Origin of the sequence: Methylibium petroleiphilum PM1 (assembly GCF_000015725.1) — a bacterium.
Classification (GTDB): domain Bacteria; phylum Pseudomonadota; class Gammaproteobacteria; order Burkholderiales; family Burkholderiaceae_C; genus Methylibium; species Methylibium petroleiphilum.
Window position 1 is genome coordinate 2,304,164 of the sequence record NC_008825.1, and the last position, 26,074, is coordinate 2,330,237.

The window sequence follows — 26,074 nt, forward strand, 5'->3', positions numbered from 1 at the left end:
AAGCGAGACTGAAATTATATGACGATTTTCAGGATGCTCGCAAGCGAGCCAGCACAGTGTCGCGGGCAAACAGGGCCAGCACGGCATCGACCGACGGCGTCTGCGCGCGGCCGCACACCAGCACGCGCACCGCATGCGCCAGTTGCGGCATCTTCAGGCCGTGCTCGGCAAGCGTTGCCTTGAAGGCCTGCTGGATGGATGCGGCATCCCACGCGATCTCGGCGAACTGGACCGCGAGCGACGACAGCGCGGGCTTCACCGCGTCGGTCACGTGGGCCGCAAGGTCCTCGGCGCTCGGCGTCACGTCGCCGAAGTACATCGCCAGCCACTGCGCCAGCTCCGCGGTGGTCGCGCAGCGGTCCTTGAACAAGCCACACAGCTTCGCGAGCCGCTCGTCGGTGGGAGCGGCAAGGCCCAGCCGATGCAACTGCAGCGCCACCAGCGGCGCCAGCACGGCATCGTCGGTGCGCTTGAGGTGCTGGGCACCGACCCAGCGCAGCTTGGCCTCGTCGAACTGTGCAGCGCTCTTGCCGAGGTGATCGAGGTTGAACCATTCGACCAGTTGCTCGCGCGAGAAGATCTCGTCATCGCCGTGGCTCCAGCCCAGGCGGGCCAGGTAGTTCACCACCGCATCGGCGAGGTAGCCCTCGTCGCGATACTGCGTGACGGGCTTGGCGCCGTGGCGCTTGCTCATCTTCTCGCCCTGCTCGTTCAGCACGGTCGGCAGGTGCGCGTAGACCGGCGGCTCGTGACCCAACGCTCGCAGGATGTGGATCTGCCGCGGCGTGTTGTTCACGTGGTCGTCACCGCGGATCACGTGCGTGATCTGCATGTCGGCGTCGTCGACGACGACGCAGAAGTTGTAGGTCGGCGTGCCGTCGGGCCGGGCGATCACCAGGTCGTCGAGCTCGTCATTGCTGAACTCGATGCGGCCCTTGACCTTGTCGTCCCACGCCACGCTGCCGCCGATCGGCGAGCGGAAGCGGATCACCGGTTGCACACCCGCCGGCACCGGCGGCAGCGTCTTGCCGGGTTCGGGCCGCCAGGTGCCGTCGTAGCGCGGCTTCTGCTTGGCGGCCATCTGGCGCTCGCGCAACGCGTCGAGCTCGGCCTGGGCCATGTAGCAGCGGTAGGCGAGCCCCCGCTCGAGCATCCCGGCCAGCACCTCCTTGTAGCGGTCCATGCGCTGCATCTGGAAGAACGGGCCCTCGTCGGCATCCAGGCCCAGCCAGCGCATGCTCTCGAGGATGACGTCGACGGCCTCCTGCGACGAACGCTCCACATCGGTATCTTCGATGCGCAGCACGAACACGCCGCCCGTCGCCCGGGCGTAGGCCCAGGGGTAGAGCGCGGAGCGGATGTTGCCGAGGTGGATGAAGCCGGTGGGCGACGGCGCGAAGCGCGTGCGAACGGGGGCTGGGGAGGTGCTGCTCATGCCGTCAGGGTGTCGAGGCCGCGCGCGAGATCGGCCTTCAGGTCGTCCAGGTCGTCCAGGCCGGCGGCAACGCGGATCATGCCCTGCGTGATGCCGGCCGCCAGGCGCTGCGCCTCGGTCAGTCGTCCGTGCGAGGTGCTGGCCGGATGCGTGATGGTGGTCTTGGTGTCGCCGAGGTTGGCGGTGATCGAGCAGATGCGCGTGCTGTCGATCACGTGGAAGGCGTTGCGACGCGCGAGTTCCGCGCCCTCGCCCTTCACGATGAAAGACACCACCGCCCCGCCGCAGCCGTTCTGCTGCGCCATCGCCAGCGCGTGCTGCGGGTGCGACGGCAGGCCAGGGTGGAAGACGCGCTGCACCGCCGGGTGAGCCTCGAGCCATCGCGCCAGACCGAGCGCTCGCTCGCTCTGAGCGGCCATGCGGATCGCCAGCGTTTCCAGGCCCTTCAGCACCACCCAGGCGTTGAACGGCGACAGGCTCATGCCGGCGCTGCGCATCAGCGGCACCAACTTGTCGTTGACGATGTGCGCCGGGCCGCACACCGCGCCGGCCAGCACGCGACCCTGGCCGTCGAGGTACTTGGTGCCGGAATGGACGATCAGGTCGGCACCCAGCTTCACCGGCTGCTGCAGTGCCGGCGAGCAGAAGCAGTTGTCGACTGCCAGCAGGGCACCAGCCCGGTGCGCCACGTCAGCCAGCGCCGCGATGTCGCACACCTCGGTGAGCGGGTTGCTCGGCGTCTCGGCGAACAGCAGGCGGGTCGTCGGCCTCACGGCTGCCTGCCATGCCGCCACGTCGGTCTGCGACACGAAGCTGGTCTCGACGCCGAACCTGGCCAGTTCACCGCCCAGCAGCTTGATGGTCGAACCGAACACGCTCTGCGAGCAGATCACGTGATCGCCGGCCTTCAACAGGCCCAGGCACAGCAGCAGGATCGCGCTCATGCCGCTCGACGACGCGATGCAGGCCTCGGTGCCTTCCATCGCCGCCAGGCGACGCTCCATCATCGTGACGGTCGGGTTGCTGAAGCGCGAGTAGACGAAGGCTTCTTCCTCATTGGCGAAGCGCGCGGCCGCGGTGGCGGCGTCGGGGTGCACGAAGCTGCTGGTCAGGTACAGCGCCTCGGAGTTCTCTCCGTACTGGCTGGGCGGCAGGCCCTCGCGCACGGCGAGCGTGTCCAACCGAACGTCGGCCGGCAGATCGACGCGCGGCAGCCGCTTGGTGTCGTCGGTGCCCGCCATCAGACCTCCGTGGCGCTCTGCAGCGCCAGCCGCGATGCCGACTCGGCATCTTCTTCCAGTTGCAACGGCCGCTGCGCAGCCAGTGCCTCGAAGTCGGCGGCACTCACGTCACCGGTGATGTAGACGCCATCGAAGCACGAGGCCTCGAAGCCGGCCAGGTTCGGGTTCAGCGAGCCCACGGCCTTCTTCATTGCCGCGACGTCCTGGTAGATCAGCGCATCGGCGCCGATGAACTCGCGGATCTCCTCGATGCTGCGGTCGTGCGCGATCAGCTCGCCCTTGGTTGGCATGTCGATGCCGTAGACGTTCGGGAAGCGCACCGGCGGTGCAGCCGAGGCCATGAAGACCTTGCGGGCACCGGCCTCGCGCGCCATCTGCACGATCTCCTTGCTGGTGGTGCCACGCACGATGGAGTCGTCGACCAGCAGCACGTTGCGGCCCTTGAACTCCGACACGATCGCATTGAGCTTCTGGCGCACCGATTTCTTGCGCATGCCCTGCCCCGGCATGATGAAGGTACGGCCGACGTAGCGGTTCTTCACGAAGCCCTCGCGGTAGGGCTTGCCGAGCTTCTGCGCCAGCTGCATGGCCGACGGCCGACTCGACTCGGGGATCGGAATCACCACGTCGATCTCGTTCGGCGGCATCGTCGATACCAGGCGCTGCGCCAGGGTCTCGCCCATGTTGAGCCGCGCCTGGTAGACCGAGATGCCGTCGATCACCGAGTCGGGACGGGCCAGGTAGACGAACTCGAATACGCAGGGATTGAGCGAGGCCTTCGCAGCGCACTGCCGCGCGTGGACACGGCCTTCGAGATCGATGAACACCGCCTCGCCCGGCGCCACGTCGCGCACCATGCGGTGGCCGGTGCCTTCGAGTGCGACCGATTCACTGGCCACCATGACGCTGCGTCCTTCTGGGCCTTCCGCATCGCCCAGGCAGAGAGGGCGGATGCCGAACGGGTCGCGGAACGCCAGCACGCCGTGCCCGGCAATCAGGCAGACCACCGCGTAAGAGCCCTTGATGCGCCGATGCACCGCGCCAACGGCCTTGAAGATCTCGTTCGGCGTCAGCGGCAAGTCGCGGGCCGCGAGTTCGAGCTCGTGCGCCACCACGTTCAGCAGCACCTCGGTGTCGCTGTCGGTATTGAGGTGGCGGCGATCGACCGCATACAGCTCCTGCTTCAGCGCATGGGCGTTGGTGAGATTGCCGTTGTGCACCAGCACCAGGCCGAAGGGTGCGTTCACGTAGAACGGCTGCGCCTCCTCCTCGCTGTAGGCGTTGCCCGCGGTCGGGTAGCGCACTTGGCCGAGCCCCACGGTGCCGGGCAATCCGCGCATGTTGCGGGTGCGGAACACGTCGCGCACCATGCCACGCGCCTTGTGCATGAAGAACTTGCGGCCCTTGGCGTCCGGCCCCGCTGTCACGATGCCGGCTGCGTCCTGCCCGCGGTGCTGCAGCAGCAGCAGTGCGTCATAGATCAGCTGATTGACCGGTGCCGTGGAGATCACACCGACGATGCCACACATGGACTACCCCTTGAAATGAATCTCTCTCAGGCCCGCAGATGCCGCGCCACCTCGTGCGGCAGCAGCGGCTTCAGGCCGGCCAGCACCGCCTGCAGGCCCGCCACGCTGTGGGCAGCTTGCCATGCCGGCGATGTCGCCAGCGGCGTCATGGTGACCGCCGTCGCGGCGACCAGCGCCACCAGCACCCCGCGCAACAGACCGAACACCGCGCCCAGCACCCGATCGAGCGGACTCAGCGGCGAGGCCTGCACCAGCTTCTTGATCAGCCACGACAGGAAACCCCAGCCGATCAGCACGGCCACGAAGACGATCACGAACGACGCTGCGAGATTGAGCCCCGAGCCCGGTGCCCCGACCGGGATGCTCGGCGCCACGGCGAAGCCGAAAGCCTGCGCCGCCACGTAGGCGACCACCCAGCCCAGCAGCGACATCACCTCGTACAGCAGGCCGCGCACCAGACCCACGATGACCGACAGGCCGACGACGGCGAGGAACACCCAGTCGACCCAGCTGACCTGCGCCACGGCGGCGCTCACAGCGTGAGCACGGCCGAACCGAGGCCGGATTGCTTGATCTTCGCGGCCACCTTGTCGGCCTCACCGCGATCGGCGTAGGGGCCGATGCGCACCCGGATGCGCTTGCCCGATGGCGTCTCCACGACCTGCGTGTAGGTCTTGTAGCCCAGCTTCTCGACACGCGAGCGGGCCTCGCGGGCAGAGTCGGCCTCACTGTAGGCACCGACCTGCACGACGAAGCGTGTACTGCCATCGGAGGGCTTGTCGGCAGCCTCGGTCTTGGCCGCGACGACCGCAGGCTTGCCTTCCAACGCGGCCCTGGCTCGGGCAGCATCGGCGGCCACCGCCGGTTTGGTGGCAGCGGGCTTGCTGGCGGCCGGCTCAGGCTTCTTGTCGGCGGGTTTTGCGGCGGGCTTTTCCGGGGGCGCAGCCGCGACACGCGGCGACGCAGCCGGCACGGCGACCTCGCGTCCGGCCTCCTCGGCGCGCTCCGTCATGACCGCATCGTCCTTCGGTGCCGTCACGGCGTCCGACGGCGGACTCGCCGGCTTGGTGACCAGCGGCGCGGCAGCGTCCTTGCGAGGAATGTCGATCGGGATATCGCCCGACAGCGGTCGCGGCGCCGTGTCGAACAGCAGAGGAAAGCCCAACACACCCAGCACCACCAGAACTGTCGCGCCGACCAGGCGGCGACGTGCACGGCCACGCGCGAGTTCGACGGAATCAGCGTCGGTCGGTGAGGCGCCGGACCCGGTGCCGGACTTGCGTTGAAAGAAGGACAGCAGACCCATGCGAGGAGGCTTCCGGGAGGTGATCGACGGCAAGCGCAACGCCCTGCGATGGTTCCGCGATGCAGGCCGTCGGACCTGCACATCGGGTCGGCAACCGCAATGTCAACCCAGATGCTTGGCAGTGCGGCGTGGCAACCCGTTCTCGAGCACGCCACCGACGGTGAAGAACGATCCGAACACCACAATTCTATCAGCGGGGTCAGCCGCTTCGAGGGCCGCGACGAGTGCGGCGCGGGGCGCTGGATGCTCGCTGGCCTGCACTTGCGGCGGCAGCGGCGTCGCCCCCGGCGCGCGCGCGGCCACGGCCCGCACGTGCAGGGCCCGGAGCTCCTGCGCCGTCGCAGCGCGGGGTGTCGGCAGGTCGCTGAAGTACCAGCGATCCACCAGCGGCAACAGACGCGCGAACATGGTCTCGATGTCCTTGTCCTTCATCGCACCGAACACGACGTGGGTGCAGGGGTAGTAGCCCATCTGGTCGAGGTTCTCGGCCAGCGTGGCGACGGCGTGCGGGTTGTGCGCGACATCGAGCACCAGCGTCGGTGCGCCCGGCACGATCTGGAAGCGCCCTGGCAGTTCCACCATCGCGAGTCCGTTGCGAACGGCCTGCGCTGTGACCGGGAGCCGGTCGCGCAGCGCCTCCAGCGCCGCCAGCACGCCCGAGGCGTTGAGCAGCTGGTTCGCGCCGCGCAGGGCCGGATAGGCCAGCCCGTTGTGGCGGCGCGCGCGACCGGCCCAGCCCCACTGCTGCTTGTCGCCGCGGTAGTTGAAGTCGTGCCCGAAGCGCCACAGGTCGGCGCCGATCTCGCGCGCGTGGTCGATCACGCTCTGCGGCGGCACCGGGTCGCCGACGATCGCCGGCCGGCCGGTGCGCAGGATGCCTGCCTTCTCGCGCCCGATCGCCTCGCGGTCGGGCCCGAGATAGTCCATGTGGTCGAGGTCGATGCTGGTGAGGATGGCGCAGTCGGTATCGATCGAATTGACGGCGTCAAGCCGCCCCCCGAGGCCGACCTCCAGCACCACCGCGTCAAGCGAGGCTTCGCTGAGAAGCCGCAGGATCACCAGCGTGGTGAACTCGAAGTAGGTCAGCGTCTCACCTTGGCGGGCCGTCTCGACGGCCGCGAAGTGCGGCAGCAGCGCTGCCGCCTCGACGATCTCGCCGCCGATGCGGCAGCGTTCCTCGAAATGCACCAGGTGCGGCGAGGTGTAGACGCCAACCCGATAACCCGAATGCAGCAGGATGGCTTCGAGCATCGCGCAGGTCGAGCCCTTGCCGTTGGTGCCAGCCACCGTGAACACCGGACAGTCGAAGCCCAGCCCGAGCCGCTTGCGCACGCGCTGCACGCGCTCCAGCGTGAGGTCGATGGTGCGGGGATGCAGGCGCTCGCAATGGGCCAGCCAGTCGGCGAGCGTGGACGGGGTCGTCATGGAGCGCGAATCGTGGGACAGAGAAGCGGATGGACAACGGCCGAGCTTCAAGCGCAAGGGCGGCCGACACCGCCCTTCGCCGTGCTGGCGGCTCGCTGCCGCCAGCTGCACCGAGCGCGACGGGAGAAAGCTCAGGCCACCGCGTCGGCGCTCTGCCGCTGCAGCATCGCGAGCAGTTGGGCCACCGTGCCGCGCAATTCGCGACGGTCGACGATCATGTCGAGCGCCCCCTTGTTCAGCAGGAACTCGCTGCGCTGGAAGCCCTCGGGCAGCTTCTCGCGCACGGTGTTCTCGATCACGCGCGGGCCGGCGAAACCGATCAGCGCCTTCGGTTCGGCAATCACCACGTCGCCCATGAAGGCGAAGCCGGCCGATACGCCGCCCATCGTCGGGTCGGTCAGCACGCTGATGTAGGGCAGCTTCGCCTTGGCCAGCCGCGTCAGGGCCGCATTGGTCTTGGCCATCTGCATCAGCGACAACAGTCCCTCTTGCATACGCGCGCCGCCGGTCGCGGTGAAGCAGAGGAACGGCGTCTTCTGGTCGATGGCTGCCTCGACGCCGCGCACGAAGCGCTCGCCGACGACCGAGCCCATCGAGCCGCCCATGAACTCGAACTCGAAGGCTGCGGCGACGACCGGCAGCGTGTGGACCGCGCCGCCCATCACCACCAGCGCGTCGGTCTCGCCGGTGGATTCCATCGCCTGCTTCAGGCGCTCGGGGTACTTCTTGCTGTCCTTGAACTTCAGCGGGTCGACCGGCACGACCTCCTGGGCCAGCTCGTAGCGGCCCTCCGGGTCGAGGAACTTGTCGAGGCGTTCGCGCGCACCGACGCGGTGGTGGTGGGTGCACTTGGGGCAGACGTAGGCGTTCTGCTCCAGGTCGGTCTTGTAGAGCACCGTCTCGCAGGCAGGGCACTTGATCCACAGCCCTTCCGGCACCGAGCGACGCTCGGTCGGATCGGTGGGCTGGATCTTGGGCGGCAGCAGTTTCTCGAGCCAGCTCATGCACGCACTCCTTCGGTTGAAGAATCTAGCGCCTCGCGGATCGAGGCAATGAAGGTGCCGCCGACGGCAGCGACGCTCTCGCGCGGCTCGGCTTCCAGCAACTGGACGATGCGCGAGCCGATGACGACCGCGTCGGCCACCGCTGCAAGCGCCTTCGCAGTGGCCGCGTCGCGAATGCCGAAACCCACGCCGACCGGCACTTTCACGTGCTCGCGGATGCGCGGCAGCATCGTCGCGACGGCGTCGGTGTCCAGGTGCCCTGCTCCGGTCACGCCCTTGAGCGACACGTAGTAGACGTAGCCCCGCGCAATGCGGCCCACGTCCTTCATACGCTGCTCGGTGGAGGTCGGGGCGAGCAGGAAGATCGGGTCGAGGTCCGCGCCCTGCAGTTGCGCGGCGAAAGCCTCGCACTCCTCAGGCGGGTAGTCGACCACCAGCACACCGTCGACACCGGCCGACTTGGCGTCGGCGACGAAGCGGTCGATGCCATAGCGCTCGACCGGGTTCGCGTAGCCCATCAGGACCACCGGCGTGGTGTCGTTGTGCTCTCGGAAGCTCCGCACCATCGCCAGCACCTGACCCATGCCGATGCCTTTGGCCAACGCCCGCTCCGAGGCCTTCTGGATCACAGGGCCGTCGGCCATCGGGTCGGAGAACGGCACGCCGAGTTCGATGACGTCGGCCCCGGCTCCGGCCATCGCCAGCATGATGTCGACGGTGGCGTCGGCGTAGGGATCGCCGGCGGTGATGTAGGGAATCAGCGCGGTGCGCCGCTGCCCGCGCAGCCGCTCGAAGGTCGCAGCGATGCGACTCATTGCTTCACCTTCTCGCCGCGCGACGACGGCCGGTCGTAGAACTCGGCGCCGGACAGGTCGGCAACGGTGCCGATGTCCTTGTCGCCCCGGCCGGACAGATTGACCAGCAGACTCTGGTCGCTGCGCATCGTCGGCGCCAGTTTCATCGCGTAGGCCACCGCATGGCTGGATTCAAGCGCCGGGATGATGCCTTCGGTGCGGCACAGCCGGTGAAAGGCCTGCAGCGCCTCGTCGTCGGTGATGCCGACGTACTCGGCCCGCCCGATGTCCTTCAGGTAGGCGTGCTCAGGGCCGACGCCGGGGTAATCGAGTCCGGCGGAGATCGAGTGCGTCTCGATGATCTGGCCGTTCGCGTCCTGCAACAGGTAGGTGCGGTTGCCGTGCAGCACGCCCGGCGAGCCGGCGCTGAGGCTGGCCGCATGCTTGCCGGAGTCGAGCCCGTGTCCGGCCGCCTCCACGCCGATCAGGCGCACGCCCTCGTGTCGGATATACGGGTAGAAGATGCCCATCGCATTGCTGCCGCCGCCGACGCAGGCGATCACCGCGTCGGGCTGGCGACCCGCCATCTCCGGCATCTGCCGCAGGCATTCCTCGCCGATGACGCTCTGGAAGTCACGCACCATCTCCGGGTACGGCGCCGGGCCGGCCACGGTGCCGATGATGTAGAAGGTGTTCTCGACGTTGGTGACCCAGTCGCGCAGCGCCTCGTTCAGCGCGTCCTTCAGCGTCTTGCTGCCGCTGTCCACCGGCACCACCCTGGCGCCCAGCAGGTGCATGCGGTAGACGTTGGGCGACTGGCGCTTCACGTCCTCGCTGCCCATGTAGACCACGCATTCCATGCCGTAGCGGGCACAGATGGTGGCGGTGGCCACGCCGTGCTGGCCGGCACCGGTTTCGGCGATCACGCGCGGCTTGCCCATGCGCCGGGCCAGCAGCGCCTGGCCGATGGTGTTGTTGATCTTGTGGGCGCCGGTGTGGTTGAGGTCCTCGCGCTTCAGGTAGATCTGGGCGCCACCGAGCTCGCGGCTCATGCGCGCGGCGTGGTAGATCGGACTGGGTCGGCCGACGAAATGCGCGAGCTCGCTCTTGAACTCGGCCACGAACTCGGGATCGTCGCGATAGCGCGCGTAGGCGGCCTTCAGTTCGTCGAGCGCGTGGATCAGGGTCTCGGCGACGAAGCTGCCGCCATAGCGGCCGAAATGGCCGCTCGCATCGGGTTGCTGGTAATTCAACATGGTGGGTGCAGGGAAGGTGTCAGATCTCGCTGGCGGCGACACGGGCATCGGCCTCGCGCACTGCCTCGCAAAACCGGCGGACGGCGTCGGCATCCTTGATGCCCTTCGCACTCTCCACGCCGGAACTCACGTCAACGGCCCAAGGCCGCACCTTCAGCACCCCATCGGTCACGTTGGCAGCACTCAACCCACCAGACAAAACGAGCGGAGGGGTGACGCCGGATGGAACGAGTGACCAATCGAAGACCTTTCCGCCGCCGCCGTAGCCCTCGACATATGCATCGAGAAGCAGGGCCTGGGCGCTCGAGAACTGCTGCGCAAAGTTTAACAAATCGAAACCCGGTGTCATGCGGGCAGCGCGCAGGTAGGGCCGCCCCACCGCATCGCACTGCGCCGGCGTCTCGTCGCCGTGGAACTGCAGCATCAGCGTCGGAATGGCGGCACAGGCAGCGGCCAGTTCGTGCGGCGCAGCGTTGACGAACAGGCCGACCGGCGTCACGAACGGCGGCAGGCGACGCGCCAACGCCGCAGCGTGCGCCACGGACACCGCACGCGGGCTCTTCGCATAGAAAACGAAGCCGACGGCGTCGACTCCGGCCTCGACCGCCGCGTCGACATCGGCCTCGCGGGTCAGACCACAGATTTTGATGCGGGTGCGCATGGGCTTTCAGGGCAGCCAGTCGAACGCGGGCGTGCGTTCGGGCAGGTCGAGGTTCGCATCGTATTGCGGACCGAGGAAATACAGGCCATCCGGGGCAAAGGTGGGCGCAGCCCGGCGGCGATCGCCCGCGGCCAGCACCTCGGCCAGCCACTGCGGCGCTCGCACACCCTGCCCTACGGCCAGCAGGCAGCCCATCAAGTTGCGGACCATGTGGTGGAGAAAGGCGCTAGCCTCGAACTCAAAACGCCAGTAGGCGCCGCAGCGAACGATCTCGATACGCCTCAGGTTCTTCACCGGGCTGGCCGCCTGGCACTCGGCTGAGCGGAAGGCGCTGAAATCATGCTCGCCGATCAGGTGGGCTGCCGCCTCGCGCATGGGCGTCGCATCGAGTGGCCGGAACACCCAGCCGACGGCACCGGCCTCGATGGCCGGCCGCACGGGGGACTCCAGCAGCAGGTAGGCATAGCGCCTTCCACGCGCGCTGTTGCGCGCGTGGAAGGCGGCATCGACCGGCCGGCACCATTGCACGGCGATATCAGGAGGCAGGTAGCGGTTGGTGCCGCGCACCCAGGAGAACGGCTCACGCTCGATCTCGGTGTCGAGATGGACCACCTGGTTGAGCGCATGCACGCCAGCGTCGGTGCGCCCGGCGCACACGGTGCGCACCGGCCGATCGGCGAAGCGGGCCAGGGCCTCCTCGACCCGGTCCTGCACCGTGAGTCCGTCGGGTTGGCTCTGCCAGCCCCGGTAGGCGCCGCCGCGATAGCTCAGGCCCAGGGCCAATCGCATGGCCCGGAGCCCGGCTGGAGACGATCAGCGACCGAACCGACCCGGTTCAGCCGATGTCCTTCAGCATGCTCTGGGCCTTGGCTTTGAGCGTGCCGCCGGACTGCGCCACGACTTCCTGCAACAGGTCGCGGGCGCCTTCGAGATCACCGATCTGGCGGAACTCCTCCGCCAGTTCGAGCTTGCGGGACAGCGCCTCATCGGTCGCTTCGTCGCCCGGCAGATCGAAGTTGCCGAGGTCGGGCAGCGACTCATCGGCCACGGTGGTGGAGACAGCCGGTTGGCTGGGATCGTCAAGCGAGAGGGACGGCAGGTCGAAGTCGAACCCGAGGTCCGGCGAGGCGGTCGGGGCCGCCGCGGCCGGCAGCGGCTGGGTGCGCTCCGGTGCCGAAGGCCGTGGGGTCTCGTCGAGCGCGCCGGGCACCGACACGTCCAGGTCCAGGTCGACTCCTGGGTCCTCGAGGATTTCCGAACGCTGCGCATCGAAGCGCGACGGAGACGGCAACACCGATTGCGGCATGGTGCTGGCGCCGAGCGCCTCCACCACGGCGCCGCCGTCGACCGGCGCACCGGGCGGGCGGCCGCCCGGCTGGAACAGCGGGTTTTCGGGGTCGATGCCGGCGCCGAGCTGCTGCGCGCGCAGCCAGTCCTCGCCTTCGCCACCGGTCAGCGCATAGAGCTGCGTGGCGAGCAGTTCGAAGCCCTTGGTGTCGCGGCGCTTCGCATAGACCTCGAGCAGCTTCAGCCGGATCGCCATGCGCTCCGGACTCGAGCGCATCGCTTCCTTGAGGATCTCTTCGGCCTGCAGATCGCGGCCGTAGGCCAGGTAGACATCGGCCTCGGCCACAGGGTCCACGTCGCCGATCGCATCGAGCTGGCTCAGAGAGTAGCTCATCGATGACGGCACGCCGGTCGCGTCGCGGGTGTCGACGCGCTGCCCACCACTCGCACCGAAGAACGAATCCGGCTGCAGGCGACTTTCGAGGAACGAGGTCTCGCCGCTGTCGCGCTTGCCCTGGCGCATGCGGTAGAAGCCGAAGCCGGCGAGGAGCGCGACCAGCACGCCGACACCCGGCAGCAGCAACGGGTTCTCGAGCAAGCCGTCGAGGAAGCTCGGGCCCGCGCTGGGTGCCGGTGCCGGGGCAGTTGCCGGCTCGCTGGCTGCCGTCGACGCTGGCGCAGCAGCGACCGGCAGCGCCTCGGAGGGTGCCGAAGCCACCGCCGGAGGCACTTCCGGGCTGGGCGCCGGGGCGGGCGCGGGGACAGGGGCCGGCGCAGGGGCTGGCTCGGGAGCCGGGGGCGGGACCGGCGCGGGCGGCGGCGGAGCGGGAACTGGTGCGGGCGCAGGAGCGGGCTTCGGCGGCGTCGGCGGGACGACCACTGGCGCGGGTACGCTGACCCCCGGCTTGGCTACCGCAGCTGAAGCCGCCGAACCGGCCGCGGCCGCTCCCTGCAATTTCTTCAGTTCCTCGACGTTCTTGGCCAATTCGGCCACACGGGTGGAGCTGTCCTTCTGCTCGCGGCCTTTGGCCACCTGGTCTTCCGGCCCCGGCTTGCTCGCACCGACCGCACCCTTGCTCAAGGTCAGCTTGTCCGGCGTACCACCAGCGGCCGTCTTGCGGTCCTGCACGTCCGCCTGCACCTTGCCCGCCGCAGAGCGGCTGCTGTCGGGCGCGGCCGCAGTGGGCACGCCACCGGCGAGCTTGGCACGGTAGGCGCCGAAGTCGGCGCTCTGCGCCTGGATCACCTGCCGGGCGTCGGATGGCGTGATGGCCTGGGTCTCTTCACCGGACGGAACATTGAGCACGGCGCCGGCCTTGAGCCGGTTCATGTTGTTGCCGAGGAAGGCGCCGGGGTTGCTGCGATAGAGCGCCACCAGCATCTGGTCCAGCGACACGCCGGGCTGCTGCGTGCGAGTGGCGATGCGGTACAGCGTGTCACCCGCCTTGACGCGGTACTCGGACGCGGCACCCGTGCCAGCCGGCTCGGCCGCCGCAGCGCGCGGTGCCGGTGCCGGTGCCGGTGCCGGTGCCGGTGCCGGTGCCGGTGCCGGTGCCGGACGCGGAGCCGGGGCCGGGGCCGGGGCCGGGGCCGGGGCCGGAACCGCCCCGTTCGGGCTGGCGGGAGCGGCCGCGCGGGGCGGCAGCGGCGCCGCGACGGCGGGCGCCGCCGACGGCGCCGGCGAGATGACCGCCGGTGCAGATGCCGGCGCCGCGGCACGCGTGGCCGGCGGGTCGAACAGCATGGTGAACTCGCGCACCAGGCGCCCCGACGACCAGTTCAATTCGAGGATGACGTCGACGAAGGGCTCGCCGACCGGACGATCGCCGGTCAGTCGCAGGTAGGGTCGGCCATCGGCGCGCCGCTGCAGCGTCACGTTCGCCGCCGACAGCGCTGCGTTGTAGTCGACCCCGGCCGCACGGTAGGCGTCGGGCGACGCCACCTTCACCTTCAGGCTCGAAGCCTCTTCCGGCGTGAGTGCGGTGACGTCGATCTCGGCCCGGAGCGCCTCCCCGAGTGCGGACTGAACCGACAGACGCCCCAAGCCGAGCGCCGCCGCGTCGATCGGCATCCAGGCGCAAACCGCCAGCGCTGCAACAGCGACGGCGTTCAGTGTTCTGGGTGCACGAGCCTGCCCGACGCGGTTCTTTCGTTCTTTCAAGGCGCCTCCCAAATACGAAATCCAAGCGTCGCGCGATGCGACTCGTTGTCCGCCGGTGCCGAGGCGAAACGCCGGGCAAGCCGAGCTGAAATGACTGAAATCACAATAACATCAAGCAGATACGGTGACAAGCTCATGCTCCGCGTGACGTCTTCGTGACCGTGGCGACCTGCGCACCCGAGACGGCTTCGTTGTCACTCTGCAACGTCTCGGTCCCAGGCGGTGCGCTGCCGGTCGTTCAAGCCTGCAGCAGGATGCGCAGCATACGCCGCAGCGGCTCGGCCGCACCCCACAACAACTGGTCGCCGATCGTGAACGCGCCCAGGTATTCCGGGCCCATCGCCAACTTGCGAACGCGCCCGACCGGAATGCCGAGCGTGCCTGTCACGGCCACCGGTGTCAGGTCGCGGATCGTCGCCTCGCGCGTGTTCGGCACCAGCTTGACCCAGTCGTTGTCCTGGGCGATCAGGGCCTCCACATCGGCCAGCGGCACGTCCTTCTTCAGCTTGAAGGTCAACGCCTGGCTATGGCAGCGCATGGCGCCGACACGCACACAGAAGCCGTCTACCGGGATCGCCGGCGTGCCAAAGCCTTCGCCGATGCCGAGGATCTTGTTGGTCTCGGCGCCCGCCTTCCATTCCTCGCGGCTGACGCCTGCGCCGAGGTCCTTGTCGATCCACGGGATCAACGAGCCGCCCAGCGGCACGCCGAATTGCTGGGTCGCTTCGGCCGACAGGCCACGTTGCGTGTCGATGACCTGGCGGTCGATCTCGAGGATCGCGCTCTTCGGATCGTCGAGCAGCGCACGGACCGAGGCGTTCAGGGTGCCGAACTGCGTCAACAGTTCGCGCATGTGCTGTGCGCCGCCGCCCGAGGCCGCCTGGTAGGTCATCGAGCTCATCCACTCGACGAGACCCGCCTTGTACAGCGCACCCACGCCCATCAACATGCAGCTGACCGTGCAGTTGCCGCCGACCCAGTTGCGCCCTCCCTGGGCGAGCGCGTTCTCGATGACCGGCAGGTTCACCGGGTCGAGGATGATGACGGCATCGTCCTTCATGCGCAGTGTGGAGGCGGCATCGACCCAATGGCCCTTCCAGCCTGCGGCGCGCAGCTTGGGGAAGACCTCGGTGGTGTAGTCGCCACCCTGCGCCGTGATGATGATGTCGCAGCGCTTGAGCGCCGCGATGTCGTGCGCATCCTGCAGGCGCGTCTCGTTCTTCGCCATCGCTGGCGCCGCGCCGCCAGCGTTGCTGGTGCTGAAGAACAGCGGCTCGATGAGGTCGAAGTCGCGCTCGGCGACCATGCGATCCATCAGCACGGAACCTACCATGCCGCGCCAGCCGACCAATCCTACGAGTGCCATGTGATTGCCTTTCCAGTTCGAGAGTCCGGACCCCACTTGCCCGGCTCGTGTCGCCGGGGTCCAGGAAGGTGGGGCGAGACGAACCGGAGCCTGCTAGCTCTTGGTAATGGTTTTGCCGGTGATGGCGGCCACGACCGCATCACCCATCGCGCGCGTGCCCACCTTGGTGGTGCCCTCGGACCAGATGTCGGCCGTGCGCAGGCCCGCCGCGAGCACGGCATCCACGCCGCGCTCGATGCGAGCGGCGGCTTCGGGCTGGTTGAGGGAGAAGCGAAGCATCATGGCAGCGGACAGGATTGTAGCGAGCGGATTCGCCACGCCCTTGCCCGCGATGTCGGGCGCGCTGCCGTGGCTGGGCTCATACAGGCCCTGGTTCTTTGCGTTCAGCGAGGCGCTGGGCAGCATGCCGATCGAGCCGGTCAGCATGGCCGCCTCGTCACTGAGGATGTCGCCGAACATGTTGCCGGTGACGATCACGTCGAAGGCCTTGGGCGCCTTGACCAGCTGCATCGCGGCGTTGTCGACATAGAGGTGGTCGAGCTTCACGTCCGGGTACTGGGCGTGGACCTCGGTGACGATGTCCTTCCAGAACTGGAAGGTCTCCAGAACGTTGGCCTTGTCCACGCTGGTGAGCTTGCCGCCGCGCTTGCGGGCCGCCTGAAAAGCCACGTGGGCGATGCGCTCGACTTCAGGGCGGCTGTAGCGCATCGTGTCGTACGCCTCCTCGGCCCCAGGGAAATGCCCATCGGGTGCACTGCGCCGGCCGCGCGGCTGGCCGAAGTAGATGTCGCCGGTCAGTTCGCGGATGATGAGGATGTCCAGGCCCGCCACCAGCTCGGGCTTCAGGCTCGACGCGTGCGTGAGCTGCGGGTAGCAGATGGCCGGGCGGAAGTTGGCGAACAGCCCCAGGTGCTTGCGCAGCCCGAGGATGGCCTGCTCGGGCCGCAGCGGGCGGTCGAGCTTGTCGAACTTCCAGTCGCCGACGGCGCCGAACAGGATCGCGTCCGCGCTTTGGGCAAGCTGCAGCGTGCTCTCGGGCAACGGATGACCCGCGGCCTCGTAGGCAGCGCCGCCCACCGGCGCAGCTTCCAGCTCGAAGCGCAGGTCCAGCACCTCCAGGACCCGGACCGCCTCGTCGACGATCTCGGGACCGATGCCGTCACCCGGCAACACGGCAATCTTCATGCTCTGCAATTCCTCGTGGTTCAGGAGGCCAGCGTGTTCGCCAGCCAGGGCTTGCGCAGCAGGCGCTCGGCCTCGTAGGCGCGGATCTTGTCCGCGTGGCGCAGCGTCAGGCCGATGTCATCCAGGCCGCCGAGCAGGCAGTGCCGGCGGAACGGCTCGACGTCGAACGCCAGCTCGTCGCCGTCGGGCTTGACGACCACCTGGCGCTCTAGGTCGATCGTCAACTCGTAGCCCGGGAAGGCCGCCACCTCGTCGAACAGCCGCGCCACCTGCGCCTCGGGCAGCACGATGGGCAGCAGGCCGTTCTTGAAGCAGTTGTTGAAGAAGATGTCGGCGAAGCTCGGCGCGATCAGCGCGCGGAACCCGTACTGGTCGATGGCCCAGGGCGCGTGCTCGCGGCTGGAGCCGCAGCCGAAATTGCGGCGCGCCAGCAGCACCGAGGCGCCACGGTAGCGCGGCTGGTTCAGCACGAAGTCCGGGTTGGGTCGGCGCGACGCCGGATCCTGCCCCGGCTCGCCATGGTCGAGATAGCGCCATTCGTCGAACAGGTTCACGCCGAAGCCGCTGCGCTTGATCGACTTGAGAAACTGCTTGGGGATGATCGCGTCGGTGTCGACGTTCTCACGGTCGATCGGGGCGACCACGCCTCGGTGCAAACGGAAAGGCTGCATGGCTGTCGGTTTCAGGTGGAGGCGGTGACGGACGCTCAGGCGGCAATGCGCCGGACGTCGACGAAATGCCCTTCCATGGCGGCGGCGGCGGCCATCGCGGGGCTCACGAGGTGCGTGCGGCCGCCGGCGCCCTGGCGACCCTCGAAGTTGCGGTTGCTGGTAGACGCGCACCGTTCTCCGGGCTCGAGGCGGTCGGCGTTCATCGCCAGGCACATCGAGCAGCCCGGCTCCCGCCATTCGAAGCCGGCCGCCTTGAACACCGCATCGAGCCCTTCGCGCTCGGCCTGCGCCTTGACCAGCCCGGAACCCGGCACGACCAGCGCCAGCTTCACGTTGCCGGCGATGCGCCCGCCGACGCGCCGCACCACCGCGGCGGCCTCGCGCAGGTCCTCGATGCGGGAGTTGGTACACGAGCCGATGAACACCTTGTCGATGCGGATGTCACCGATCGGCTTGTTCGGCTCGAGCGACATGTAGGTCAGCGCGCGCTCGATGGCGCCGCGCTTGCCAGCATCCTTCTCGCGGTCCGGATCGGGCACCCGGTCGTTGATCGAAAGCACCATCTCGGGCGAGGTGCCCCAGGTGACCTGCGGTGCGATCTGACCCGCATCGAGTTCGACCACGCGATCAAAGACGGCATCCTCGTCGGAATGCAGCGTGCGCCAGTAGGCGACCGCGTGCTCCCACTCCACACCTGACGGCGAGAACGGCCGCCCCTTCACGTACTGGATCGTCGTGTCGTCCACCGCGACCAGGCCGGCCCTCGCGCCGGCCTCGATGGCCATGTTGCACACCGTCATGCGGCCTTCCATGCTCAGCGCGCGAATCGCCGAGCCACCGAACTCGATGGTATGGCCGTTGCCGCCGGCCGTGCCGATGCGACCGATGATCGCCAGCACGATGTCCTTGGCGCTGCAGCCGGCCGGTAGCACGCCGTCCACCCGCACCAGCAGGTTCTTCGCCTTCTTGGCGAGCAGCGTCTGAGTCGCAAGCACGTGCTCGACCTCGCTGGTGCCGATGCCATGCGCCAGCGCACCGAAGGCGCCGTGGGTGCTGGTGTGCGAATCACCGCACACCACCGTCATGCCCGGCAGCGTGGCGCCCTGCTCCGGCCCGATCACGTGCACGATGCCCTGGCGACGATCGTTCATCTTGAACTGCGTGATGCCGAAGCGGTCGCAGTTGGCGTCCAGCGTGTCGACCTGCAGGCGCGACACCGGGTCGGCGATGCCCCGGGATCGGTCGGTGGTCGGCACGTTGTGGTCGCTCACCGCCAGATTGGCCGAAAGTCGCCAGATCTTGCGGCCGGCGAGGTCCAAGCCTTCGAAGGCCTGCGGGCTCGTCACCTCGTGCACCAGGTGTCGGTCGATGTAGAGCACGGCGGTGCCGTCGTCCTCGGAGTGGACGACGTGTTCGTCCCACAGCTTGTCGTACAGAGTGCGTCCCATGGCCTCGATTTTAGGCGTCAACAACAAGAAACCCCGGCGCAGGGCCGGGGTTGCTCTGATTGGAGCGGACCGGCGTCAGGCGCGCTCGGCAATCGGCGTGACGTCGCGGGCCGTTGCACCGACGAACAACTGGCGTGGGCGGCCGATCTTGTACTCGGGGTCGCCGATCATCTCGTTGAGCTGCGCGATCCAGCCCACCGTGCGGGCCAATGCGAAGATGGCGGTGAACAGGCTCACCGGGATGCCGATGGCACGCTGGACGATGCCGGAGTAGAAGTCGACGTTCGGGTAGAGCTTGCGCGACACGAAGTAATCGTCTTCCAGCGCGATCTTCTCCAGTTCCATCGCCAGCTTGAACAGCGGATCGTTCTGCAGGCCCATCTCGGCGAGCACCTCGTGACAGGTCTCGCGCATCAGCTTGGCGCGCGGGTCGTAGTTCTTGTAGACGCGGTGTCCGAAGCCCATCAGGCGCACGCCCGAGTTCTTGTCCTTCACCTGCTCGATGAACTTGCCGACCTTGGCCACGCCGCCCATCTTCTGGATGTCTTCCAGCATGTTCAGACAGGCTTCGTTGGCCCCGCCGTGCGCCGGGCCCCACAGACAAGCCACCCCGGCCGCGATGGCGGCGAACGGGTTGGTGCCGGAGCTACCGCACAAACGCACCGTCGAGGTCGACGCGTTCTGCTCGTGGTCGGCGTGCAGGATGAAGATGCGGTCCATCGCGCGCACCAGCACATCGTTGGGCACGTACTCCTCACAGGGGGTACCGAACATCATCCGCATGAAGTTCGAGGTGTAGCTCAGATCGTTGCGCGGATAGATGTAGGGCTGGCCGATCGAATACTTGTAGGCCATCGCAACCAGCGTGGGCATCTTCGCGATCAGGCGGATCGCCGCGATCGCGCGGTGCTCCGGGTTCTGCACGTCGGTGCTGTCGTGATAGAAGGCCGACAGCCCCCCCACCAGACCGGTCAGCACGGCCATCGGGTGGGCGTCCCGGCGGAAGCCGCGCAGGAAGAACTGCATCTGCTCGTTGACCATCGTGTGGCCGTTGACCGTCTTGACGAACTTCGCCTTCTCGGTGACGTTCGGCAGTTCGCCGTTGAGCAGCAGATAGCAGGTCTCGAGGAAGTCGCAGTTCTCGGCCAGCTGTTCGATCGGGTAGCCGCGGTACAACAGTTCACCCTTGTCGCCGTCGATGTAGGTGATGGCCGATTGGCAGGACGCCGTGCTCAGGAAGCCCGGGTCGTAGGTGAACTTGCCGGTCTGTGCGTAGAGCTTGCGGATGTCGATCACGTCCGGGCCCACGCTGCCCTTGTAGATCGGCAAATCCATGCTGGGGCTGCCGTCGGAGAACGACAGGGTGGCTTTCACGTCGGACGGTGTCATGGCAGTTCCTTGGCTAGAGACTTCGAAGGGAGACGAAACGGAGCGGGACAAGGGGCAAAGAGCGAGGGACGAAAGCGAAACGGAGCGCAGCGTGGCTTCAGGCGGGCCGCGGCGTGCGCAGTTGATCGAGCACCAGGCGAACCTCGGGGCGGTCGAGTTCAGCCTGGGGCTGCGTGCGCACCAGCAACAGGTCCAGCAGATCGTTGTCCGGCAGATCCATCAGCGCTTCCAGGCCCGTCGCCTGACGCTCGGTCAGCGTGGCCTCGTGCCGTGCGAAGAAGCGCTCGATGAACAGATCGTTCTCGAGCAGGCCGCGGCGGCAACGCCAGCGCAGCTTGCTCAACGCAGCGGGGCTCAGCAGCGGATCATCGAGCACGTGGGCCATGCAGGTCTGCCGGGTCGGGTCAGACGGCGCGGCGCACCATCAATTCCTTGATCTTGCCGATCGCCTTGGTCGGGTTCAGGCCCTTCGGGCAGACGTCGACGCAGTTCATGATCGTGTGGCAACGGAACAGGCGATAGGGGTCCTCGAGGTTGTCGAGTCGCCCTGCGGTGTCCTGGTCGCGGCTGTCGGCGATGAAGCGGTAGGCCTGGAGCAATCCGGCCGGGCCGACGAACTTGTCGGGGTTCCACCAGAAGCTCGGGCAGCTGGTCGAGCAGCTCGCGCACAGGATGCATTCGTACAGGCCGTTGAGCTCGTCGCGCTCCTCCGGCGACTGCAGACGCTCCTTCTCGGGCGGCACCTCTTCGTTGACGAGATAGGGCTTGATCGAGTTGTACTGCTTGAAGAACTGCGTCATGTCCACGATCAGGTCGCGGATTACCGGCAGCCCCGGCAGCGGCTTGAGCACCACGGTTCCCGGCAGCGTGCGCATGTTGGTCAGGCAGGCCAGACCGTTCTTGCCGTTGATGTTCATCGCGTCCGAGCCGCAAACACCCTCGCGGCACGAGCGACGGAAGCTCAGGCTCGGATCGACCGCCTTCAGCTTGTTCAACGCGTCCAGCAGCATGCGCTCGGAACCGTCGAGCTCGACCTCGAGCGTCTGCATATACGGCTTGGCGTCGGTGTCCGGGTCGTAGCGGTAGATCTGGAATGTGCGCTTGCTCATGTTTTCGCTTCCTGGGGCGCTTCGGACTGGGGTGATCAGAACGTGCGGACCTTGGGGGGGATCGACTCGACCGACATCGGCTTGAGGTTGACCGGCTTGTAGTCGAGCCGGTTGCCATCGCTGTACCAGAGGGTGTGCTTCATCCACACGGCATCGTTGCGGCCGTTCGGATGCTCGGGCGTGTCGCCGTAGTCGTTGACCGTGTGCGCGCCCCGGCTTTCCTTGCGGGCCGCGGCCGACACGATGGTGGCCTGCGCCGCCTCGATCAGGTTCTCGACTTCCAGCGCCTCGATGCGGGCGGTGTTGAAGACCTTGGACTTGTCCTTCAGCGCGATGCTCCGCACGCGCTCGGCCACCGCGGCCATCTTGGTCACGCCCTCGTCGAGCATCGCCTGGGTGCGGAACACGCCGGCGTGCTGCTGCATCGTCGTGCGGATGTCGTTGGCCACATCCTGGGCGTACTCGCCGCTGCTGCTGCCGTCGAGGCGCGCCAGGCGTGCCAGCGTGCGATCGGCAGCATCGGCGGGCAGGGACTTGTGCAGCTTGTTCTTCTGATTGAACTCGACGATGTGGTTGCCCGCCGCGCGGCCGAACACCAGCAGGTCGAGCAGCGAGTTCGTGCCCAGCCGGTTGGCGCCGTGCACGCTGACGCAGGCGCACTCGCCGACCGCATAGAGGCCGTTGACGATGTCGTTGGGCTTGCCGTTGTTCGGCACCACCACCTGGCCGTGAACGTTCGTCGGGATGCCACCCATCTGGTAGTGGATGGTCGGCACGACCGGGATCGGCTCCTTCGTGATGTCGACGTTCGCGAAGTTGTGGCCGATCTCGAACACGCTCGGCAGGCGCTTCATGATCGTCTCGCCGCCGAGGTGGGTCATGTCGAGCTGGATGTAGTCCTTGTTCGGACCGCAGCCGCGCCCTTCCTTGATCTCCTGGTCCATGCAGCGCGACACGAAGTCGCGCGGCGCCAGGTCCTTCAGCGTCGGCGCGTAGCGCTCCATGAAGCGCTCGCCGTTGCTGTTGCGCAGGATCGCGCCTTCGCCACGACAGCCTTCCGTCAGCAGCACGCCAGCGTTGTGCACCCCGGTCGGGTGGAACTGCCAGAACTCCATGTCCTCCAGAGGGATGCCGGCACGAGCCGCCATGCCCAGGCCGTCGCCGGTGTTGATGAAGGCGTTGGTGCTGGCCGCGAAGATGCGACCCGCCCCACCGGTGGCGAGCAGCACGGTCTTGCCTTGCAGCACGTGGACGTCACCGGTCTCCATCTCGAGCGCGGTGACGCCGACCACGTCGCCGTCAGCGTCGCAGATCAGGTCGAGCGCCATCCACTCGACGAAGAACTGCGTGCGCGCCTTGACGTTCTGCTGGTACAGCGTGTGCAGCATCGCGTGGCCGGTGCGGTCGGCCGCGGCGCAGGCGCGCTGCACCGGCTTCTCGCCGTAGTTCGCGGTGTGGCCGCCGAACGGGCGCTGGTAGATCGTGCCGTCCGGGTTGCGGTCGAACGGCATGCCGAAATGCTCGAGCTCGTAGACGACCTTGGGCGCTTCGCGGCACATGAACTCGATCGCGTCCTGGTCGCCGAGCCAGTCGGAGCCCTTGACGGTGTCGAAGAAGTGGTAGTGCCAGTTGTCCTCGGACATGTTGCCGAGCGAGGCGCCGATGCCGCCTTGCGCCGCGACGGTGTGCGAGCGGGTCGGGAACACCTTGGACAGCACGGCCACGTTCAGGCCGGCACGAGCGAGTTGCAGCGAGGCGCGCATGCCGGAGCCACCGGCTCCGACGATGACGACGTCGAACTTGCGGGTCGGAAGCTTGGTTGTCATGGTGTCACAGCCTCCACAGCACTTGGATCGCCCAGCCGGCACAACCGACCAGCCACGAGATCGTCAACACCTGCAGCAGCAGGCGCACCCCGACCGGCTTGACGTAGTCCATCCAGATGTCGCGCACGCCGACCCAGGCGTGCCAGGCCAGCGACACGATGACGACGAAGGTCAGCACCTTCATCCACTGCGACGAGAAGATGCCGGCCCAGCGTTCGTAGCCCATCGGCGCGCCGAACAGCACCTGAGCGATCAGCACGATGGTGAAGATCGCCATCAGCGCGGCCGTGACGCGCTGGCTGAGCCAGTCGCGCAGACCGTAGTGCGCACCGACGACGATGCGCTTGGATCCGTAGTTCTGTGTCATGTTGATCGATCCGCGTTGCCTCAGATTTCTCGTTCTTCTCTTGTCAGTACCAGCCGAACAGCTTACCCATCAGCGCCAGCGTCAGCAGCGTGCTCAGGCCCAGGGTGATCAGGGCCGAGCGGTGCCCCGCCTCCTTGCTGACGGCATGCGTCACGTCCATCCACAGATGGCGCACGCCGGCGATGAAGTGCAGCAGGTAGGCCCAGATCAGGGCCAGCGCCACCAGCTTGACGAACCAGCCCGGCACGAAGCCGATCCCGGCGACGAAGGCACTGGTGAAGGTCTCGTAGGAGATTTCGGAGCTCAGGCTGGTGTCGAACAGCCAGACGATGAAGGGCAACAGCAGGAACATGATCGCGCCGCTGATGCGGTGCAGGATCGACACGATGCCGGCAGGGGGCAGCCGGTAGCCGATGATCTGGCTGACGTGGATGTTGCGGTGGACCGGACGCGGCCGGCCTGCTTTCACGGTGGTCTCTGCCATACCCATTTACCTTGTTCTGGTCTGTGAAACTCGGCGAGTTTATTGCATTGTTGCATCGCAGCAGACGGATGCTCGCCGGCGAACATCCGACGCGCGATTCTGTTCCGTTCCGGTTCAGCTCAACTCGTTCCTGTAGTGATGGAGCGTCGTGTCGTACAGCCCGCGGCGCAGTTCCACCGGCCGGTCCCCGTAGGTCAGCGTGCGCCGCTCCACGCTCAGCAGAGGTGCGCCGAGCGCCACCTGCAGCAACTCGGCCTCGACGGCCATCGCGGCCACCGCCCTCAGCTTTTCTTCGGCACGGATCATCCGAACACCGAATTCCGCTTCGAAGGTGGCGTACAACGCGCCGCGCGAATCGGCCAGCCGTTCGGCCGTGAGCCCCCTGAACAGCGCGCCGTTGAGCCAAATGTCGTCCAGCACCACCGGGCGGCCGCCGAACGACAGCAGGCGCCTGACCTGGATCACCGTCTCGCCAGCCTTCAACTCCAGCGCACGCGCGACCTCGGCCGGCGCCCGGACGCGCCGACAATCGAGGAAGCGGCGCTCCACGGCGCCGACCTTGCCCTCTGCATCGGGAACCAGACGCAGGAAGCGGTACTGCACCTGCTGCTCCGCGTGGGTCGCGACGAAGGTCCCCTTGCCCTGGCGGCGAACAACCAGGTTCTCGGTGGCGAGTTCATCGATCGCCTTGCGCACCGTCCCCTGGCTGACCTTGTAGCGTGCCGCAAGTTCGATCTCGCTCGGAATAGCCTCGCCGGGGCGCCACTCGCCGCCCTGCAGGCTGCGCGTGATCAGCGCCTTGATCTGCTGATACAGCGGACTGAAGGCCGGCCCCGACACCTCGAGCGACGTGTCTTCCGCAGACAGGGGGGGAGGCAGCGCGTTGGCCATGCGGCGGATTGCATCACAGCGCGCCCCGGATCGTCCACAAAACCGATGAAAGATGTCTTATATAAGACATAAGATTCGGCGAATCCTGCGGCAGCAGCATCGATTGCTTCTACACTCGCAGTCGTGTGCCGGTCTTCGTCACGTCTTTGACGTACGCAACCCGGCCCCCCATCTCACGACCCTACCTCCGGAGCTTCGACATGAGCAAGAAACCCGTCCGCGTGGCCGTCACCGGTGCTGCTGGCCAGATCGGCTACGCCCTGCTGTTCCGCATCGCCTCCGGCGAGATGCTGGGCAAGGACCAGCCCGTGATCCTGCAGTTGCTCGAGATCCCGGACGAGAAGGCCCAGAAGGCGCTGAAGGGCGTGATGATGGAACTGGAAGACTGCGCCTTCCCGCTGCTGGCCGGCATGGAGGCCCACGGCGACCCCATGACCGCCTTCAAGGATGCCGACTACGCGCTGCTCGTCGGCTCGCGTCCGCGCGGCCCGGGCATGGAGCGTGCCGAGCTGCTGTCGATCAACGGCGCCATTTTTACCGCGCAGGGCAAGGCGCTGAACGCCGTGGCCTCACGCAACGTCAAGGTGCTGGTGGTCGGTAACCCGGCCAACACCAACGCCTACATCGCGATGAAGGCCGCACCCGACCTGCCGCGCAAGAACTTCACCGCGATGCTGCGCCTTGACCACAACCGCGCCGCCTCGCAGATTGCCGCCAAGACCGGCAAGCCGGTGTCGTCGATCAAGCAGCTGGCCGTGTGGGGCAACCATTCGCCCACGATGTATGCCGACTACCGCTTCGCCACCATCGATGGCGCCTCGGTGAAGGACATGATCAACGACCAGGTCTGGAACAAGGACGTGTTCCTGCCGACGGTCGGCAAGCGCGGCGCGGCGATCATCGAGGCCCGTGGCCTGTCGTCGGCGGCGTCGGCAGCCAATGCGGCAATCGACCACATGCGCGACTGGGCCCTGGGCACCAATGGCGCCTGGGTCACGATGGGCGTCCCGTCGAACGGCGAATACGGTATCCCGAAGGACGTGATGTTCGGCTTCCCGGTCACCTGCGCCAACGGCGAGTACAAGATCGTCGACGGCCTCGCGATCGACGCGTTCTCGCAGGAATGCATCAACAAGACCCTGGCCGAACTGCAGGGAGAACAGGACGGCGTCAAGCACCTGATCTGATCCGGCCCGCAGCGCCGCCCCGAGAGGCCGATCCCGTTGCTCGGGTCGGCCT

General features: G+C 67.5%; 24 protein-coding genes. 1 reads left to right on the top strand and 23 read right to left on the bottom strand.

All coding sequences use genetic code 11. The features are described 5' to 3' along the window. Positions 1-28 precede the first annotated feature (28 nt). The 23 genes from gltX to MPE_RS10955 all read right to left on the bottom strand — a co-directional run bounded on the left by gltX (position 29) and on the right by MPE_RS10955 (position 24,835). The gene (gene gltX / locus MPE_RS10845; RefSeq protein WP_041929647.1) at positions 29-1,435 is read right to left on the bottom strand and encodes a glutamate--tRNA ligase; all 1,407 of its coding nucleotides are present in this window, start codon (positions 1,433-1,435) and stop codon (positions 29-31) included. Next, entirely contained in the window at positions 1,432-2,676 is a 1,245-nt protein-coding gene (locus MPE_RS10850) for an O-succinylhomoserine sulfhydrylase (protein ID WP_011829743.1), read from the bottom strand. Before MPE_RS10850 ends, gltX begins: the two co-directional genes overlap by 4 nt. After that, the gene (gene purF, locus MPE_RS10855; protein ID WP_011829744.1) at positions 2,676-4,205 is read right to left on the bottom strand and encodes an amidophosphoribosyltransferase; all 1,530 of its coding nucleotides are present in this window, start codon (positions 4,203-4,205) and stop codon (positions 2,676-2,678) included. The genes MPE_RS10850 and purF overlap by 1 nt, the downstream gene beginning before the upstream one ends. 26 nt (positions 4,206-4,231) lie before the next feature. Beyond that, positions 4,232-4,741 (bottom strand): CvpA family protein, encoded by a 510-nt coding sequence (locus MPE_RS10860; protein WP_237706311.1) that lies wholly within the window; start codon positions 4,739-4,741, stop codon positions 4,232-4,234. Further along, entirely contained in the window at positions 4,738-5,511 is a 774-nt protein-coding gene (locus MPE_RS10865) for an SPOR domain-containing protein (RefSeq protein ID WP_049820803.1), read from the bottom strand. The genes MPE_RS10860 and MPE_RS10865 overlap by 4 nt, the downstream gene beginning before the upstream one ends. Before the next feature lie 102 nt (positions 5,512-5,613). Beyond that, positions 5,614-6,936: a bifunctional tetrahydrofolate synthase/dihydrofolate synthase gene (folC, locus tag MPE_RS10870; protein ID WP_011829747.1), complete on the bottom strand. Its 1,323-nt coding sequence runs from the start codon at positions 6,934-6,936 to the stop codon at positions 5,614-5,616. A 131-nt stretch (positions 6,937-7,067) separates the two neighbouring features. Beyond that, positions 7,068-7,940: an acetyl-CoA carboxylase, carboxyltransferase subunit beta gene (accD, locus tag MPE_RS10875; protein ID WP_011829748.1), complete on the bottom strand. Its 873-nt coding sequence runs from the start codon at positions 7,938-7,940 to the stop codon at positions 7,068-7,070. Further along, a complete protein-coding gene (gene trpA, locus MPE_RS10880; protein ID WP_011829749.1) occupies positions 7,937-8,755 on the bottom strand; it encodes a tryptophan synthase subunit alpha in 819 nt (272 codons plus the stop codon). Before trpA ends, accD begins: the two co-directional genes overlap by 4 nt. Beyond that, a complete protein-coding gene (trpB, locus tag MPE_RS10885) occupies positions 8,752-9,990 on the bottom strand; it encodes a tryptophan synthase subunit beta (RefSeq protein ID WP_011829750.1) in 1,239 nt (412 codons plus the stop codon). The genes trpA and trpB overlap by 4 nt, the downstream gene beginning before the upstream one ends. A 19-nt stretch (positions 9,991-10,009) precedes the next feature. After that, positions 10,010-10,651 carry a phosphoribosylanthranilate isomerase gene (locus tag MPE_RS10890; RefSeq protein ID WP_011829751.1) on the bottom strand — a complete coding sequence of 214 codons (642 nt, stop codon included), beginning with the start codon at positions 10,649-10,651 and terminating at the stop codon, positions 10,010-10,012. Between the two features lie 6 nt (positions 10,652-10,657). Beyond that, a complete protein-coding gene (gene truA / locus MPE_RS10895; RefSeq protein ID WP_011829752.1) occupies positions 10,658-11,440 on the bottom strand; it encodes a tRNA pseudouridine(38-40) synthase TruA in 783 nt (260 codons plus the stop codon). A 46-nt stretch (positions 11,441-11,486) separates the two neighbouring features. Next, a complete protein-coding gene (locus MPE_RS10900; protein ID WP_011829753.1) occupies positions 11,487-14,099 on the bottom strand; it encodes a motility hub landmark protein FimV in 2,613 nt (870 codons plus the stop codon). 238 nt (positions 14,100-14,337) lie between these two features. After that, positions 14,338-15,465 (bottom strand): aspartate-semialdehyde dehydrogenase, encoded by a 1,128-nt coding sequence (gene asd, locus MPE_RS10905; RefSeq protein ID WP_011829754.1) that lies wholly within the window; start codon positions 15,463-15,465, stop codon positions 14,338-14,340. Between the two features lie 93 nt (positions 15,466-15,558). Beyond that, complete coding sequence (gene leuB, locus MPE_RS10910; RefSeq protein WP_011829755.1) at positions 15,559-16,650, bottom strand: 3-isopropylmalate dehydrogenase; 1,092 nt, start codon at positions 16,648-16,650, stop codon at positions 15,559-15,561. 20 nt (positions 16,651-16,670) lie between these two features. Further along, positions 16,671-17,321: a 3-isopropylmalate dehydratase small subunit gene (gene leuD / locus MPE_RS10915; protein WP_011829756.1), complete on the bottom strand. Its 651-nt coding sequence runs from the start codon at positions 17,319-17,321 to the stop codon at positions 16,671-16,673. A gap of 35 nt (positions 17,322-17,356) precedes the next feature. Beyond that, on the bottom strand, positions 17,357-18,769 hold the full coding sequence (gene leuC / locus MPE_RS10920; protein WP_036232181.1) for a 3-isopropylmalate dehydratase large subunit: 1,413 nt from the start codon (positions 18,767-18,769) through the stop codon (positions 17,357-17,359). 75 nt (positions 18,770-18,844) lie between these two features. After that, entirely contained in the window at positions 18,845-20,158 is a 1,314-nt protein-coding gene (locus MPE_RS10925) for a citrate synthase (RefSeq protein WP_011829758.1), read from the bottom strand. A 97-nt stretch (positions 20,159-20,255) separates the two neighbouring features. Then, positions 20,256-20,543, bottom strand: coding sequence for an FAD assembly factor SdhE (locus tag MPE_RS10930; RefSeq protein ID WP_011829759.1), 288 nt, complete (start codon positions 20,541-20,543; stop codon positions 20,256-20,258). Between the two features lie 19 nt (positions 20,544-20,562). Then, positions 20,563-21,267, bottom strand: coding sequence for a succinate dehydrogenase iron-sulfur subunit (locus tag MPE_RS10935; RefSeq protein ID WP_011829760.1), 705 nt, complete (start codon positions 21,265-21,267; stop codon positions 20,563-20,565). A 35-nt stretch (positions 21,268-21,302) separates the two neighbouring features. Further along, positions 21,303-23,093, bottom strand: a complete 1,791-nt coding sequence (gene sdhA, locus MPE_RS10940; protein ID WP_011829761.1) for a succinate dehydrogenase flavoprotein subunit — start codon at positions 23,091-23,093, stop codon at positions 21,303-21,305. Positions 23,094-23,097: 4 nt separating this feature from the next. Further along, positions 23,098-23,460, bottom strand: coding sequence for a succinate dehydrogenase, hydrophobic membrane anchor protein (gene sdhD, locus MPE_RS10945; protein WP_011829762.1), 363 nt, complete (start codon positions 23,458-23,460; stop codon positions 23,098-23,100). Between the two features lie 43 nt (positions 23,461-23,503). After that, on the bottom strand, positions 23,504-23,944 hold the full coding sequence (sdhC, locus tag MPE_RS10950; RefSeq protein WP_011829763.1) for a succinate dehydrogenase, cytochrome b556 subunit: 441 nt from the start codon (positions 23,942-23,944) through the stop codon (positions 23,504-23,506). Between the two features lie 114 nt (positions 23,945-24,058). Next, entirely contained in the window at positions 24,059-24,835 is a 777-nt protein-coding gene (locus MPE_RS10955; RefSeq protein WP_011829764.1) for a GntR family transcriptional regulator, read from the bottom strand. Between the two features lie 200 nt (positions 24,836-25,035). On the opposite strand from MPE_RS10955, the gene MPE_RS10960 reads away from it, so the two are divergent. After that, a complete protein-coding gene (locus tag MPE_RS10960; RefSeq protein ID WP_011829765.1) occupies positions 25,036-26,022 on the top strand; it encodes a malate dehydrogenase in 987 nt (328 codons plus the stop codon). Positions 26,023-26,074 lie beyond the last annotated feature (52 nt).